At 67.0% G+C, this 15655-nt stretch carries 11 protein-coding genes; 2 read left to right on the top strand and 9 right to left on the bottom strand.

Features of this window, described 5'->3' with window-relative positions:
- From AMK25_RS05720 to AMK25_RS05705, 4 genes are all read right to left on the bottom strand, one after another.
- Complete coding sequence (locus AMK25_RS05720) at positions 1–660, bottom strand: glycosyltransferase (RefSeq protein ID WP_241826255.1); 660 nt, start codon at positions 658–660, stop codon at positions 1–3.
- Positions 661–926: 266 nt separating this feature from the next.
- The gene (locus AMK25_RS05715; protein WP_083664638.1) at positions 927–2558 is read right to left on the bottom strand and encodes a carbamoyltransferase C-terminal domain-containing protein; all 1632 of its coding nucleotides are present in this window, start codon (positions 2556–2558) and stop codon (positions 927–929) included.
- Between the two features lie 650 nt (positions 2559–3208).
- Complete coding sequence (locus tag AMK25_RS05710) at positions 3209–5155, bottom strand: AfsR/SARP family transcriptional regulator (protein WP_143194687.1); 1947 nt, start codon at positions 5153–5155, stop codon at positions 3209–3211.
- Between the two features lie 46 nt (positions 5156–5201).
- Positions 5202–7040 carry an Hsp70 family protein gene (locus AMK25_RS05705; RefSeq protein WP_073827150.1) on the bottom strand — a complete coding sequence of 613 codons (1839 nt, stop codon included), beginning with the start codon at positions 7038–7040 and terminating at the stop codon, positions 5202–5204.
- A 203-nt stretch (positions 7041–7243) separates the two neighbouring features.
- Here AMK25_RS05705 and AMK25_RS05700 point away from each other — a divergent pair, with 203 nt between their 5' ends.
- Positions 7244–8194 (top strand): DUF6745 domain-containing protein, encoded by a 951-nt coding sequence (locus AMK25_RS05700; RefSeq protein ID WP_143194686.1) that lies wholly within the window; start codon positions 7244–7246, stop codon positions 8192–8194.
- Positions 8195–8387: 193 nt separating this feature from the next.
- On the opposite strand, the gene AMK25_RS05695 is transcribed toward AMK25_RS05700, so the two are convergent.
- Positions 8388–9062 carry an HNH endonuclease family protein gene (locus AMK25_RS05695; protein ID WP_073827148.1) on the bottom strand — a complete coding sequence of 225 codons (675 nt, stop codon included), beginning with the start codon at positions 9060–9062 and terminating at the stop codon, positions 8388–8390.
- Positions 9063–9334: 272 nt separating this feature from the next.
- Between AMK25_RS05695 and AMK25_RS05690 the strand changes: the two genes are divergently transcribed.
- Positions 9335–10279 (top strand): endonuclease/exonuclease/phosphatase family protein, encoded by a 945-nt coding sequence (locus AMK25_RS05690; RefSeq protein ID WP_083664636.1) that lies wholly within the window; start codon positions 9335–9337, stop codon positions 10277–10279.
- 423 nt (positions 10280–10702) lie between these two features.
- On the opposite strand, the gene AMK25_RS05685 is transcribed toward AMK25_RS05690, so the two are convergent.
- From AMK25_RS05685 to AMK25_RS05665, 4 genes are all read right to left on the bottom strand, one after another.
- On the bottom strand, positions 10703–11011 hold the full coding sequence (locus AMK25_RS05685; protein ID WP_073827147.1) for a hypothetical protein: 309 nt from the start codon (positions 11009–11011) through the stop codon (positions 10703–10705).
- A 224-nt stretch (positions 11012–11235) separates the two neighbouring features.
- Positions 11236–13638 (bottom strand): ATP-binding protein, encoded by a 2403-nt coding sequence (locus tag AMK25_RS05680; RefSeq protein WP_073827146.1) that lies wholly within the window; start codon positions 13636–13638, stop codon positions 11236–11238.
- 28 nt (positions 13639–13666) lie between these two features.
- Positions 13667–14512, bottom strand: coding sequence for a formyltransferase family protein (locus AMK25_RS05675; RefSeq protein WP_073827145.1), 846 nt, complete (start codon positions 14510–14512; stop codon positions 13667–13669).
- 766 nt (positions 14513–15278) lie between these two features.
- On the bottom strand, positions 15279–15611 hold the full coding sequence (locus AMK25_RS05665) for a hypothetical protein (protein WP_198937454.1): 333 nt from the start codon (positions 15609–15611) through the stop codon (positions 15279–15281).
- Between the last annotated feature and the right edge of the window lie 44 nt (positions 15612–15655).

Genomic DNA, 15655 nt, shown 5'->3' with positions numbered 1-15655 from the left:
TCACCGTTCCATGTTGCGCCAGTTGCGGGCGTCGCCGCGATATGCGAGGTCCCAACGGGGCTCCGCGACTTCCTCCCAGTGCAGGAGCAACTCGAAGTCCGGCATGATGCCACTGATCTGCGACTCGCGGGCGTACGCCGCTAGGGCAGCGGTGAGGTTCCCCGGACCAGTCGTCGCTTGAATCTCCGGCGTTGGCTCGCATCCAAGCAGGGAGTTGGTGGCACGTGCGAGCGCACGTCGGAGGATCGGGTGACCGGCGGGTGCGGCGATCGGGTTGTTGTTGACATAGAAGATGCGGCCGTCCGTCGGCAAGTCGGTTCGCCGCAGTTCAGGCCCCGGCACCATTCCGCCGGCATTTACGTCGTAGCACAGGGGGTGGACCTTTAGCGTGCTATCGCGGAAGATGTTGTTCCAGCCATCGCCGAGCAGTACGTCGTCGGCGTCGACGTAAAGGCCGCCCTCCGCTAGCACGAAACACAGGCGCAGGTAGTCGCTGCGCATTGCGGGGTGCCTGCACCGCGCAAACGCGGCAAGCTCCCGAGGGCCGTACCATTTCTCGATGTAGGCCGCTGCCGAGGCGTCGTCGAACATCCGGAACGAGAAGCCTTCGTCGCGCAGCGGATCCCAACTCTCCAGGCATTTGCGGACGTCCGGTGGCACGCCGAAGGGGTCATGCCAAAAGCGCACTAGGGTTCTAGGTATGGAACCCGCACTATTGGGACACCCCCATCTCGAAGGGTTTCGAACGCTTCGTAGTTGCCGCAGCGTCAATTGTCGGATGAAGTCGGAGCGCAGACGGTCGTCCTCTTCGAAGCCTGGCGGGTAGACATCCATTGCCGTGGCTTCGCGCCGATGATCGTCTGCTACGGGAGCGTCATCTGGTGCTGACGGGCTCAACAGCTTCTCTGGATCGCGCCTCGCCGGTTTCATCGACCGCCATCTTCCAGATATGCGACATAACGCTCGGAACTCCGGAGGAGATATGCACGTCCATCGACTACAAAACCGTCCAGTCCGTGGTCCGCGGTGTAGGTATCGAGGTCCGACAGATTGTTGATGAATCCCTTCCCGTTGAAGTTGAGAGACGTGTTGCAAAGGACCCCGTATCCGGTGCGCGCCTTGAATGCATGGAGCAGCTCGTAGAGTTTTGGGTTCGTGCGGGGGCTTACAGTTTGGAGTCGGGCCGTGCCGTTCACGTGCGTTACTGCAGCAAGCGCGTCCGTGTTGGCTCGGAAGGTGAATAGCATGAACGAGCTTTCGCGGTCACAGCCGAACCATCGCGCCGCGTCATCTTCTAGACAGACAGGGGCGATTGGCCGGAACTGCTCGCGTTGCTTGATCTCGTTCAGGCGCACTCTCGTGCTTTCGTGGAAAGGCGCGGCGAGAATGGACCTGTTGCCGAGGGCACGAGGTCCGATCTCATACCTGCCGTTGACCCAGCCGAGGATCAGGCCGCTACTGAGCATGTGGGCGACCTCCTCGTGACTCACGTCTCGGACGTCGTAGCGACCGGGGACGACGGGCGAATCCATTCTGAAAGGTAGCCCGGAATATACGTCCCATTTAATCTTTGCGTTCCCAGTGAAGTGGAGTTGAGCGTCAATCGCGGTCCCGATTGCCGAGCCGGAGTCGTTGGCAACAGGCGGCACGAAGATCTCAGAGAAGATGCCCGCTTCCCTCCATTTCGAGTTCCAGTCACAGTTCAGGCCGCAACCTCCCGCGATGACCAGAGGCAGATTCCTGCGCAAGTTCGCCTTCGCGAAGCGGTAGAAGGTGTCGAAGATTCTGTCGCTAAAAATGCCCGCAAAGTTGCGGAACTCCACGTCGTCCGTGCCTACGTTGTAGTACGCGGAAGACTCCAGCCGCTCATAGAGGTCAAGCTGAACGTGCTCCGAAGATAGGAGGAAGGCCATCAGCTCTTCCTCCTCAGCGGTGGGCGTGTCCCTTGTTGAGAAGGAGGCGAGCGCCATCAGCTTTCCCGCATCGGAGAAGCGGGAGAACGGGGCGTTCTTCGGAAAGGTTGGATCTGCCAATCCGTAGATCGAGGCGTATCGGTCCCCTGGTTCGCTCATCACGTCGGCGATCAACGTTATGTTCATCTCAGGATCGATCTCATAGAACGCGCCGATCGTCCCCTCCCACACTAGGGCATAGCAGGGTGAGCCCTGAGGAAAGGGTGACATACCAAATCCGCAGAGCAGATGTGACCGCTCGTGAGAAGAGGAGAAAAACGGCACCGACTTTCCAAGAACACGGCGATGCTCCACAGTGATTCCGTCTTTAGCGATGCCGCGATACCCAACGTGAGACGATGACCCGGTTGGCTGTGGCTCGCGCGGCCACCACCCGCCAGTACAGATCACGTCAGGCACTGCATCTAGCCGCCCGAAAGCTTCGAGCATGTCGCGACTCGAGACTGGCGTATACCGGTAGTTAGAGTCCTTCTCCGCTTCGACAGAAGAGACAAGGCAGCCGTCGCGAAGGTGGGCGACGGCTCCGTCATGGCCCGGGTTGTACGACATGATCTCCACGCTTACGTGGCCCTTCTCGTTCGGCATGCCAGATGACGGACCGCGACGAGGTCCACCACTGCCCCATCCCAATTTCTCGCGCGGCGGGTGGCTGAGCGGTCCCTCGGTGACTCTCTCGTTTAGCAGCCTCGTGCTCGTGATCAAATGCAACTTACCTGGTTCTCCGCCCCGCAGCAGATCCGCCTTCCAGCGGGGCAAGGCCGACGACCCGACCGGAGTTCGCACCGCCTTTTCACACCCCGCTCACCTGACCGGCTGCTGGTACCTGGGCCAACGTCCCTCACATCTGAGGCGGTTGTCATGATCGACTTTTCGGCGCGTCTTCACAATGTACGATCGAGGTGCCGGCCCGCGACCATGGGTCACGGCGCGACTTGGCATCAGCCTCAACCTGTCTACTACGGACCTACGAATCGGGGCGAAGGGCGGCGTCGGCGACGAGCTGGTGATTGCGCCAGTACAGGCTGAGGCGGCGTGCCACGGGATGGGTGCGGCTGGCTCGCCGAGCGGTGGTTGTCCGTGACCGACCCCGCAAGCGTCCAGGACCGCTTCGTGATTCTCCGCCGTTTCGAGCACACCCTTGTCGTGGACGCTCTTGCCCTGCTCCTTCTTGGTCTGACTTGTCGCCGAGGATTCGTTCGGCCTCGCCGCGCAGCAACCGGTGGGCCTACCTGGGTCTAGCGAGCAGTGATCATGGGTTGGTCGAGGATGCCGGCGAGGCGCAGGCGTTGACGGTGGGTGTGGAGAAGGTCGGCGGCTGCGGCGGAGTCGCCGATCGCGTTCAGTTGATCGGCGGCGAGCTGGTGGAGCTGCTGGTTGTAAGGGTCTATGCGGATCGCGCTTTGCAGCAGACGCAGGCGCTCGTGCGGGTCGGTTTGTGCTGCCGCGACGGTGGTGTGGGCGTCGAGGACCAGGCGGCGTGTGGCCTCACGGGGTGGGTCGATCCATGGCCAGGTGTGGCCGGCGGCGAGGTCGCCGGTGTAGGCGTCCATCACGGTCTGCCAGCCGCCGGGTGCGTCCGTGGTGGCGCTGTGGTGGGCGGCGGCCTGTAGTCGCCATAGGTCCACGTCGATGCATGGGTCGAGGTGGTAGCGGTCCTCGGTGTGGACAACCACCTGGTCGGCGGTGGTGGCGCGGATGGTCGAGCGGAGGTCGCTGAGGGTGGTGTAGAGGCGGCCGGTGACGGTGTGGGCGGGTAGGCCGGGCCAGAGGGCGTGTACGAGTTGCGTGGTGGTGGCGCCGTCGGGGTGCACGGCGAGGAAGACGAGGATTTGCAGGGCGGCGCTGCGGCGGATGGTGACCTCTTTGCTGTCGATGAGCAACGCCGGGCGGCCGAGTACCCGCAGCTGGACAGCGGTCGCTGCGGCTTCGGTGGGCCGCTGCGGTGTGGGCGGTGAGATTCGGTTAACTTGGCGGGGGATCTTTGCCTGTGCACGGTTGATCGGCCGGGCTGGTGCGGACGCGGCGGGGTCGGGTGCTGCGGTGGTGGGTTGGGCCAGGACGGCGAGTAGGTCCGCTGCGGCGGTGCTGTCGAGGACACACATCCGTGGCCGTGGTTGGCCGTTCTGGTGGTCCACGGTGTGGCCGTGGCGGTCGACGCGCCAGGTGGGTAGTGGTGCTGCGGCGTCGAGGGTGACGACACGGGCGCCCGGGAGGTTCGGTGGTGCTGCCGTCGCGGGTTCGGCGGTCAATACGAGGCTGGGTATGCCGTGGTCGGCTGTGGACGAGGGGCTGGACGCAGGTAGCAGGTCGGCGGCCTGTTCGAGGGCCTCGACGACATGCAGTCCCGGGATGGGGACGACGCTCTCGGCGACGCTGGGCAGGAGCCTGGTAAGGGCGTTGCTGGTGACGATCACCGGGGTCGTGTCGGTGGGGTCGCGTAGCGCGGCGAGGAGCCGGGTGATGAGTAGACCTCGGGCGGCGTGGTCGGCCCCGTCGCCGGCGAGACGTATGCCGGCTGGGGGCAGCGGCGCCTGCATGGCGCCGGTGGTGGCTGCTGGTGGCGGTGGTTGGTCGGCGATGGCTGCTTGGACGGCGGTGACGGTGGCGGGTAGGGGTGTCAGCTGGGTGGCGTCGGTGTCGGGTTGGCCGGGTTGGTGGGCGCGACGGCGGCGTAGCCACACCAGGGCCGCTGCGGCGGCGATGTGGTGGGCGGTGTCGTCGGGTATCCAGCCGCCGGGCACGACCACCCCGCGCTGCTCGGTCTGGGGCGTAGCGGAGGGGTGCTGGAGTTTGTCGGCGGTGACTGGTGTCGGCGGGTTCGGTGGATGGGTGGAGGGGGTGTGGGCGGTGGTGAGGGCGGCCGCGCCGGCGATGCTGGTGGCGGCGGCCTGCCATGGGGTGGGTAGCGGCAGGTGGCGTACCCATCGGGCGCCGGCGCGCAGTCGGCGGGCGGCTGTCACGGTGATGGTGTAGGCCATGCCGAGCCACAGCAGCCAGGCCACGGCGATGAGCCCTGTGGTGAGGGTTGCCGGGGTCAGCGGGTCGGTGAGCCAGTCGCGTAGCTGCGCGCTGGTCGGCCAGCCGGGCAGGTGCGCTCGGGTCAGGGTGGTCAGCAGCCACGGCGGTACCGCCAGGACGGCCAGCACGACGGTAGCGCCTGCGAGTCGCCGGCCCCCGTTCACCGCGGCTCCTCCCCCAGGTTCGTCGGGTGGCGACGGGTTGGTGGGGTCATTGCGGCGCCCGGTGGGGGTGGTGGGGGCGTAGGAGGTGGGTCCACATCTGGCGCAGCCACCAGGTGGTCACGGCGATGGCGTAGATGGCGCCGAGGATGCCGGAGGCGGGCCAGGAGACCAGGGCGGCGGTGATGACGGCGAGGGGTGCGCTGAGGATCAGGCGCAGGATCGGCTGGGACACGACGGCCATGACGGTGCCGATGCCCAGGAGCAGGCCTCCGACTCGGCCGGCGAGGTCGATCCAGAGGATCAGGTGGGGCCACCGGTCGGCGGTCAAGCTGTATTGGATGAGCAGCATCCCGGCAGCGGCGGTGAGCACGGATCCGGTGGGAAAGGCGAGCAATTTCGACCATCCGCCCGCGGGGATGCGCCATTGCCGGGCGGCGATGAGGGCCATGACGGCGGCGGCGGTGATGGTCGGGGTGATGGGTAGCAGTGTCCAGCGCAGGAAGCCGTTGACGGGGTAGCCGACGTAGAGGCTTCCGACGACGGCGTACATGCCGCTGACGGCGACGCCGAGGGAGGCTGCGGCGAGGATTCCGGTTCCGGTGTGGATGCCGGGGCTGGTCGGGGTGGTGGTGCGGTTGGCGATGGTGGAGGCGAGGACGGTGCCGGCGCTGAGGCAGGCGATGACGGCGAAGACGGCGGCCATTGTCAGCTCGCCCCAGTTGAGGATCGCTTCGCGGTACATGAGGGAGCCGCGCCACTCAGGTGTGAGCAGGAACTGGGAGACCAAGGCGAGGGACGCGAAGCCGGGGAGGGCGATCGCGGCGGCGCGCCGCACCGGCGGTAGAGGTTCTTCGGGCGTGGTGGGGTCGGTGGTGGTGGCGCCTGCGTCGGCGGCGCCTCGGGCTGCGGCCAGGGTGGGCTGGTCGACGAGGGTGCCGGTGATGCCGGCGTCGGTGAGGGTCTTCGCCAGCAGGGGTAGGCGGGCGGTGCCGCCGACGCAGTAGACGCCGGTGAGGTCGCGGGGTGTGAGTTCCGCGGCGGTGATCGCTTCGGTGGTGAGGTGGGCGATGCGGTGCAGGACGGGCTGGGCGGCTTGGTCGAGCAGGCCGGTGTGGAGCACCACGGCCGGCCCGTCGGGTAGTGGCACGGTGACGGCCGGATGGTCAGTGAGGGCGTGTTTGCCGGCGCGGAGGCTGGCGACCATGGCCCATCGTTGCCCGCCGGTGCCGGGTGGGCTGGTGGTGAGTGTGGTGGTGAGGGCGTCGTCGATGGCGGTGCCGCCGGCGGTCGGGTCGGCGAGGGTGGCGAGGACTTCGAGGCCTGCGGGGCCGCGGCGCAGGACGCTGACTTCGGCGGTGGCGCCGACGTCGCAGACGGCGAGGTAGGCGCCGACGGGCAGCTGCAGGCCGGTGGCGAGCAGGTGCCCGGCGACGGCGGTCGGCGCGTCGATCAACTGTGGTGGTGGGAGGCCGGCGCGGTGCGCGGCGTGGCGCATCCAGGTGCGTCGTCGTGGGCCCCAGCCTGCCGGGACGACGAGCCGTACGTCGTCGATGCCGGTGCCGGCGATCTGGTGGGCTTGCTCGGCGACGTGGCGCAGGGTCGCGGCGACCAGGTCGAGCGGGTCGACGTCGGTGTCGGCGACGGTGAGGCGCTGCTCGGAGGGTTGGCGGGGGTGCGGGATAAACCGGTGCGGTGTGACCGGTGCGGCCCGCCAGGCGTGGTGGCCGGTCACGGTGGTGCCGTCCTCGCTGAGGAGGACGGCGCTGGGCAGGGCGGGTTCGCCGTCGAAGAGCAGCGGCGTCCAGGTGCCGTCCGGCCATGCCAGTACGGCGGTGGTGTCGGCGCTGCCGTAGTCGATCGCCAGCCGCGCCTGCCCCGATCGCATGGATGTCAGTCAAACATGAAGATCTCATTCACGTCATCCCTGAATCACTCACCGCAACCGGCCGCGGCACCCAGCAGGGCCACAACAGTGAACGCCGGGACTGACGATCGGCCGTGCCACCTGCTGGCGGCGTCTGGCCACTTGACCTGCAGCGGCATCGTCAACGGCATGCCGCACCATCGATCATTCGTCAGGAGGACACCATGCATGACTCCACCAATCCGATCTCAGCGCACGGACAAGCCGTGGCGAGCCGATGGACGCAGGCGGCGTTGTCCTGCGAGCCCGCGGACCAGGCGCGCGCGGAGGCAGCCGTCCGCCTCGCCTACCGCAGCGCCGGGCATCCCGAGCCGTCGCGGTTCCTGTGGTGCCCCTCTCCCCCGGCCGCCCTGCAGCAGGTGCGGCAGCTCCTCGACGACGGGCACCCGTCGCTGGTCGCCTCGATCCGCCGCGACGCCCTCAACAATGCGCTGGCAGCAACGCGAGCCCCGATCTGGGAGCAGACCAGCGACCACGACCGGTTCACCGCCTTCGGCGATTTCCACGACTTCATGGAATGGCACGGCTACTACGGCGAGCAGCGCTACGACGGCTTCGAGGCCCGCTACAACCTGATGGAGCACCGGTACCTCTGCAACCCGGTCACCAAGGGCGAGCGATCCGCGCTCACACCGGTACTGCAAGCGGTACGGCAGGTGTACGAGCAGGTGCTGGGCCCAGTCTGGACGGCGATCGACCGCACCCTCACCGGCAGCTACATCATGCAATTCGCCTGGTTCTGGAGCGACGAGCAGACGATCGTGAAGCGCAACGACGAGGGACGCGCCGTGATCCGTTACTGCCTGAATCCTCGCGACTGGTTCTTCGATCCGGCCTGGAACCTCTACCCCGACTGGCTTGTGCTCGCCGCGATCGACACCTACCAGCAGGTGCTCGGCACGGCACCCACCCCAGGGTGGGAGGGATGCCGTGACGTGGCGCTGGCGGCCGGGCCGTGGTGGCCCCTATCCGGGGCGGCCGTGATGATGCAGCGCCCCACCGTTCTGCGACTCACCGACGACGGCCGGCTGCAGGGCGTCAACGAGCCGGCCGTCGTCTGGCCCGACGGCAGCACCCTGTGGGCCCGTCACGGTGCCATCGTCCCACCCGGGTGACCGCCCCGCCGGCGGCACCTACGCCCCTTCCGATTGCGTCTCGGCGCTGGAGGGCGGGTCCGGTGTGGCGACCCGCCCTCCAGCGCGTCGGCGCCGCTATCCGCGGGCGCGCGGGCGGGGCCGACGACGGATGGCTCAGGCGTTGCCGCGCGCCGGCGTTCGCACGGTCAGGCCCCGGAGCCGGTGCGGAAGGTTAGGAGCTGCAGGTGTTCAGCATGCTCTGCAGGGCGGACTTCTCCGACGACTGCAGGCTCAACCCCCAGTTGTACTTCACGGTGATCCACATCTTGCTGTAGGTGCACCGGTACGACGACAACGGCGGCTGCCACGTCGACGGGTCCTGGTCACCCTTGGACTGGTTCACGTTGTCGGTCACGGCGATCAACTGCGGGCGGGTCAGGTCGTTGGCGAAGCTCTGCCGCCGGCTGGTGGTCCAGCCGCTGGCGCCTGAACGCCACGCCTCTGCCAGAGGCACGACGTGGTCGATGTCGACGTCGGAGGCGGCGGACCAGGTCGCGCCGTCGTACGGGCTGTACCAGCGGCCCGAGGTCGCCGCGCAGCTGCTGTCGGTGACCACGGACGTGCCGTCACGCTTGAGGACCGTCTCGCGGGTGTTGCAGGCCCCGCTGATGGTGATCCAGTGCGGGAACAGATCCCGGGAGTACCCACTCGTTGATCCCTCGCTCTTGACCGTCAGGGCGTTGAGCTGCGACTGGGCGCTGGCCTTGGACGGAATGCCGGGAGGTGTCGCCGAAGCCACCGAGGCGTCGACGGCGACCAGGCCGGCGCTGGCGACCATCACCGCCGCTGCGCCGGTCAGGGCACGCCGCGCCAACGCAGATGTGGTGAGTCGTCGGGTGAGTCGCATGAGGGCCTCCTCGGCATCGGTCGTGGACAGCGACCATCTCGCCTCATCATGTCGATCGATGGTCACCACTGTGAAGAGTGGGGAAGGCTCCCGCGAACACTGATCACATCCGTTCCCTGTACGCGCCACCGGCCCCGGGGGCACTCGCCGGTCCGCTGCCTCGCCGCCGATCGTGCCTGTCGAGATGGCGACGAACTGGCGATCAGCGACGATCCGACGCCCTAGAGTGCGACTCTCAGGCTGGCGCTACACCTGCTATTCCGGGAGCGACGGTGGCCAACAACCTGATCGTCATGACATGGAACGTCGAGAACCTGTTCGTACCCGAGGACACCGACACGTCGGCGGCCGACACCTACACCGCGAAACTCACCTACCTCGCCGGTCTGATCGCCGGCACCGGCGCCGACGTCGTCGCCCTCCAAGAGATCGGCAGCCTCCGGGCCGCACAGGACCTGCGGGCTGCCCTCGGTGAGCCCTGGCAGGCCGTCGTGTCCTCCCACCCGGACAGCCGCGGCATCCGCGTCGCCGTCCTCGCCCGGCATCCCCTCACCGAAGAAGCGCAGATCCTCGCGCTGCCGCCCTCCGGGTTGCCTGCGGTCCCCGACGTCGACGGCGACACCCTCACCCACATGGGACGCGGAGCGCTTCAGGTACACGTCGACTGCGGCGGCGCCGGCCTGCGGCTGCTGACCGCGCACCTGAAGAGCAAACTGCTCACCTACCCGGGCGGGCGACGCTACCCCCTCAACGAAGACGAACGCGCTCGCGGCGCCGGCTACGCCCTCCTGCGGCGCACCGCCGAAGCCGTCGCCCTGCGCGTACACCTCAACGAGACCCTCGCCGCGGCCGCCATAGACGGCCAACCGGGCATCCCCACGATCCTGTGTGGCGACCTTAACGACGGCCCGGACGCCATCACCACCGTCCTGCTCGAAGGCCCAGCCGACGGAGACGTCAACCGCCCCGACAAAGGCGACACCGTCCGGCTGTACAACCTCGGGCGACGCCTCCCTCCAGCCCGCGCATACTCCCGCATCTACCAAGGCCGCGGCGAGCTCATCGACCACATCCTGGCAACCCGCGACCTCCAACTCCGCCTGATCACCGTCGACTCCCTCGTCGACGACATCACCTCCATCGGCGCCTCCACCCGCAGCCGAGAGAAGGCCGTCGTACCAGACCACGCCCCCGTCGTCGCCCGATTCCACGGGTAAAACGCGGGCGGCCGGGAAACGCAGCGACCGACGCTGCGCGCCACGATGTCGTCGAGCTCGGCGGCGGTTGCGACGCGATAAATGGCAACGTTAGTTGGGCGAGGGCTGTCCAGAAGGCACGACTGACGCTGCGGCATCTCGCCTGTCAGGGCACATGACCGACCGCTAGCTGATCTTCGAGCTGCCCCGGCAAATGCGGACTGGCCACACACGGTTGAGGAAGTGTGGGGAACGGACGGGAGCCGCTCGGCAATCACCTGGCTTAGCTGCGTCGCTATGCTGGCCGTCACACCTGGAGCTGACCGTAGTTGACGGTCGTCGCCCACCCCATCGGGCATGCAGCGGGCACGTGGGTCGGTTGCAGGGCGTTCCGCTCGGCTGACCCGCCCGGCAAACCGCCGCAGGCTGGTCGAACCGATGCGGCTACCAATACGTCAGACGGAACACATCTCGGGCAACCAGGCCGCCCGGCGGCCGCAACGGGTCGTAGCCGTCACCGAGATACCCCGCTCTCTGATGGGAGCGGAGAACGAGACGATGGCCGGCGAACACCAGGATGCAGCCCACGGCAGCCATCGTCGCCGCCCCCTGTGGGGACATCAGCCGCACACCCGCCGCCCGGAACACCCACGGAGAAACAGCCAGGAGGATCGCCAAACGGTAGACCCAGATCCCCGCACGGTAGGTGAAAAGCCGCCGGCACGCCTCGAACTCGCTGCTGCTGATCGACACCGCGTCAGGTTAGTCCCTGAACGGCTCTCATCGCTGGCCCCGCGGTCGCCGCTGTCCTTGCGCCTTCGGCTGTCGGTCAACCCTCCTCTCCCCGAAGCCCATCTCCGCCGTGTCCGCACATCGTGGAACGGGCCTGGTCCCCCGACGTCAACTCGGCGGTGACAAGTTCGGCCTTCCTGCCCCGCGCCACGCCGGCTAGGCCGCGGTCGCGCATCGGTATGGCATTACTGCTGGTCGCCCTGACCGATGGCGTCGGCGACGTGGTTCCGAAGCTCCTGGGCGGCTGGGTCATCGAACTGCCGGAGGATCTGCTCCGCATCGGTCCATACGTTGGAGGCTTCTGCGTTGCGTCCTGCTGCGCTGAGCGCATCACCGAGATGCGCGAGCGCTACCGCCTGTAACCAGCTGTCTGCGAGGTCGTGGTGCATCGCTGCGGCGCGGTGGTGGAATTCGGCAGCTTCGTCGAAGCGGCCGAGTTGCTGGTAGGCCAGCCCGGTGGCGTCGAGCGCGGTGGCTTCGCGGCTGCGGTTGCCGAGGCGGCGTTGAAGGACGGCCGCGCGTTGGTAGGAGGCGAGGGCTTCTTCTGGCTCTTCGAGGTCTTGCTGGATGCGGCCGAGTTCGATGAAGCCGGCGGCGGTGATGACTTGGTCGTCGGTGTCGGAGGCGATTGTCAAGGTCTGGTTGGCGACGTCGCGTGCCTGTTCGAGTTGGCCTACCTGTCGCAGCATGTCGCATTGCTTGACCAGGACGTCGATCTCGGATGCGCGGTCGCCGAGCTGCCGCATGGTCGCGGCCGCGGCAAGGCTGTGTTGGAGTGCCTCAGCGGGGCGATGCAGTTCCAGCAGCGCCCAACCCGTCAGGTGGCTGGCGAAGGCCTCTTGGTGAGGGTCGTCGAGTTGGCGGGCTGCGGTTTGAGCTTGGCGGAACATCGTCAAGGCTTCATCGAGGCGTCGTAGGCGCAGGCACGCGAGTCCGGCGCCGCAAAGTGTTTCGGCTTCACCGGCAAGGTCGCCGGCTCGCCGTTGCAGGGTGATGGCCTGGGTGAGGTAGCCGAGGCCCTCTTGGTGCCGGTTCGCCTGCGTGTGGGCTTTGCCGAGGCTGTAGAGCAGGAACGCTTCGGCTTCCTGGTTGTGTAGGTGTCGGGCGGATGCTAGGCCGATCTCAGCGGTGGTGAGCCATTCGTGGATCGGGTGGCGGAAGTTGTAGATCTGGTGGAGCAGGGCGGGTAGCTGCCAGGCGTGTTGGTGCATGCCGTGTGCGTTGGCAGCGCGGGTAGCGGCGACGAGGTTGGTGCGTTCGGCCTCGTACCAGGAGATGGCTTGCTCGTGCGTGGTGAAGGTTGCGGGGGTGACGCTGTCGGGGTGTGGCGCGAGGTCGAGGGTGGGGTGTCCGTACATGCTTGCGGTGATGGCGTTGTGGGTGCTGTGGAGGTACCAGGAGAGGATTCTGTCGAGGGCGGCGGCGCGTGATTCGGCGGTTTCGTCGTGGAGGACCTGATCGGCTGCGTAGGCGCGGAGCAGGTCGTGGAACTGGTAGCGGTCGCGGGCCTTTTGTTCGAGCAGGTGCGCGCCGACGAGGACGTCGAGGATGCTGCGGGTGCGGTTGGGAGTTATGCCCGCTAGCGCTGCGGCGGCGCTGGTGCAGAAGTCCGGCCCTGGGTGGAGGCCGAGTAGCCGAAAGAGTGTGGCCGCGTCTGCGGGTAGGGCTTGGTAGGACCAGGCGAAGACGCTGCGGATTTCGCTGGCTTCGTCGTCGTCACCGCTGGTAAGCAGGTCCCACAGGCCGGATTCGTCTCGAAGGTCTTGGATGAGGTCGCCGAGGGCCTGTTGGGGGTAGCGGGAGGCGCGTTCGGCGGCGATCCGTAGGGCAAGGGGGAGGCGGGCGCAGAGTTGGGCGAGTTCGGCGAGTTCTTGGGGGTCGTCTCCGCGCCGGTAGCTGTCGGTGGTGAGTTGCAGGAGTTTGACGGCGTCGGGGTCGCTGAGGACGTCGAGGGTGAGGCGGCGGGCGCCTTCGCGGGCGACGAGTGTGGATAGTCGGCTGCGGCTGGTGATGATGGTCAGGCTCCTGCCTGTACCGGCCAGGAGTGGGCGGACCGCGGTGACGGTGGCGGCGTTGTCGAGGACGACGAGGGCTCGGCGTTCGGCGAGTAGCGAGCGGTAGAGGTCGGTACGGCTGTCGGTGTCGGCGGGTATGTCGTCGTGTGGAACTCCGAGAGCGCGCAGGAAGCGTTCGAGGATGTCGTGTGGTTGGGCGGGCTGACCGGGGTCGTAGCCGCGCAAGTTGGCGTAGAGCTGTCCGTCGGGGAAGTGTTCGCGGACCTGGTGTGCCCAGTGCAGGGCAAGGGAGGTTTTTCCGACGCCTGCGGTGCCGGCGATGACGACGATGACGGTAGGCGTGCTGGTGTCCGCGCTGGAGGCGAGTGAGGCGCCGAGGTGTTGCAGATCCTCGGCGCGGTTGACGAAGTCGGGTACGCCAGGTGGGAGCAACCGTGGGATGGGTCCGGCGGGGTGGTGCGGGGCGTGGAAGTGGACTCCCCCGCTGACGCTTCGGGCTTGCACGACGTCACGGGCCGCGCCGGAGAGCTCGGACCGTGTCTGGTCGCCCCGCTCGGAATGCGCGTCGTGCACGGCGTCCTCCCTGCGCTGCTGCTGCGCCTCAGACAGGCTTGTGGTGAAAAGCGGGCTGGGTCTGCAGAAGGCCGTCGGTGAGCGCCACGATCCAGCCGCGGCTCAGTCTCGCGGTGACGTGGCCAGGCGGGTATTGGTGCTGGCACCGCGAGGCGGCCGTGGCGCGCACCTGGGTCGGGTGCTCGTCGTCGGTGTGCAGGAAGAAGCCCAGCTGCCCGAAGCGGGCATGCAGGTGCAGTGCGTCGGCCACGGTTGCGGTGGCGGCGTCCAGGGTGCGTTCTGCCCGCGGCGGTTCGGGCCAGTAGGAGCCGCCGGCCTGGTTCTGCTTGTTGGCGAAGTAGTGGTCGACGTCGTCGAGGAGGCGCCGCAGTGCGCGAGGCGCGTATGCCCAGAGTTTGAGGAAGATCTCGTCGAATCCGTCGCCGGGATCGCGGTCGAACGGCTCTTGAACAAGGATCGGGCCTTGGTCCAGCTCGGGGGTCATTTCGTGGATGCTCACACCGTTGAGTTGCGGGTAGTCGAACGTCAGGTAGGCCAGCGGGTTGGGGCCGCGTCCCTCGGGCAGCAAGGTGGGGTGAACATTGACCGCGTATCGGACGTTTAGCTCTTCGATCGGTATGCGGTACATGTATGCGGCGCATACCAGCAGGTCGATGCTGATGTCGTTGAACTCGTCGGTTAGGGCCGCGCTCCAGCGACCCGTCCGAACAGGCGTTTGTTGCGCTGCGGCGATCGCGCGGACGTTGTCCGTCGGCTGACCTCCGGGTTCGTCGGTAAGGACGAGCACGAGATCGACGTCCGCGTGCTGGGCTAGCAGCTCCAGACATGAGGAGAAAAAGTCATGGCCGGCGTAGGCAACACGCAACCGCGTCATGGCCCGTCCAATCACTTGTGGGCGACCAAAGTTGTCCGAACAACTTATCGCCTGAGGTCCCTATGGCGCACGCCTGCTGCGATGGATCAATGCCGCGTTGCGCCCTCGGCAACCGGTGTCCACAGCTGGAGACACTGAGGACGAGTTCTATCCGCATTTGCGCCAATCCCATCGATAGAAGTCGAGTCCGCTGCCACATCGCCGCAGGTCAGGACGCTGGACACTACACCAGGCGGGCGGCGGCAGACCTTGACCACGAAGGGTGATGTAACGGATACTTGCCTGAACTGTCCGCCAAGTCGCTACCCGTATAGCGAGGACCTCTATGAAGCTGCGGCTGTTATACAGCACGTCTTCGACTAGCTGCCCAACAATCTACATTGCGGAGGACGGCGATATCGTCGTTCAGGGCCTACGGCTGGACCAAGACACCGAAGGTGAGCTGAGCAATGTCCTGGCGGGAGAGACAGCAGTGAAGATCTCTCCGCAACTGCTACTCGGCGCAGCCGCCGAGTATCAGCAACGCGGTCGTCAGTTGTCGTAATCTGCGATCACCACCCACCATCGGACCTGATCACGACAGCACCGGTCATGGCTTCACGACCTAGCTGATCGGCACCGACCTGCAAGGAGTGCAGTAGAGGACGCGGCAAAGCTGCGGATTGCGCATCACGATGCACGTCCTCACCGCGAGCGGAGAGCCTTCCTGCCGGAGTGCCGGAACGCGTTCGGATTCTCATCTCTGACCGCACTCGCGCCCGGTTGATCAGCCGAAGGTAATAGGTCCGGAGAAGTCCCTTCCCTGGATGGCCGATCCTGCCACCCTGCCGCTGATGGTGTTGCTCACCTGGGGCGGATTCAGCGCAGCTGCAGCCTGCGCGAGAACAGCGTCGAGGTCCGTGGCGAATTGCGCATCGTTGGCGCTGCGGCGTGTCAGCACCTCCGCTAGTCGCTCAGCGACCACGGGATCCGCCGACGTCGCTTCCAGCGCCGCAAGCTCACGCTCACCGTCCGGCGCCGAGGACGGTCCGTCGTTGTCGACAGCGGAAGACGGACGGTGCACCAACGCAGTCAATGCGGTCCACGCCTGCCGACCCATCTCTCCACCCGCGCCGCTGGCCAGGGCCGCTAGCACAGCTGCTG

This window comes from Micromonospora sp. TSRI0369 (assembly GCF_001905625.1).
GTDB classification, from domain to species: Bacteria; Actinomycetota; Actinomycetes; order Mycobacteriales; family Micromonosporaceae; genus Micromonospora; species Micromonospora echinospora_A.
The sequence above is the reverse complement of the archived record's forward strand: the minus strand, read 5'-3'. Positions and strand labels throughout refer to the sequence as shown.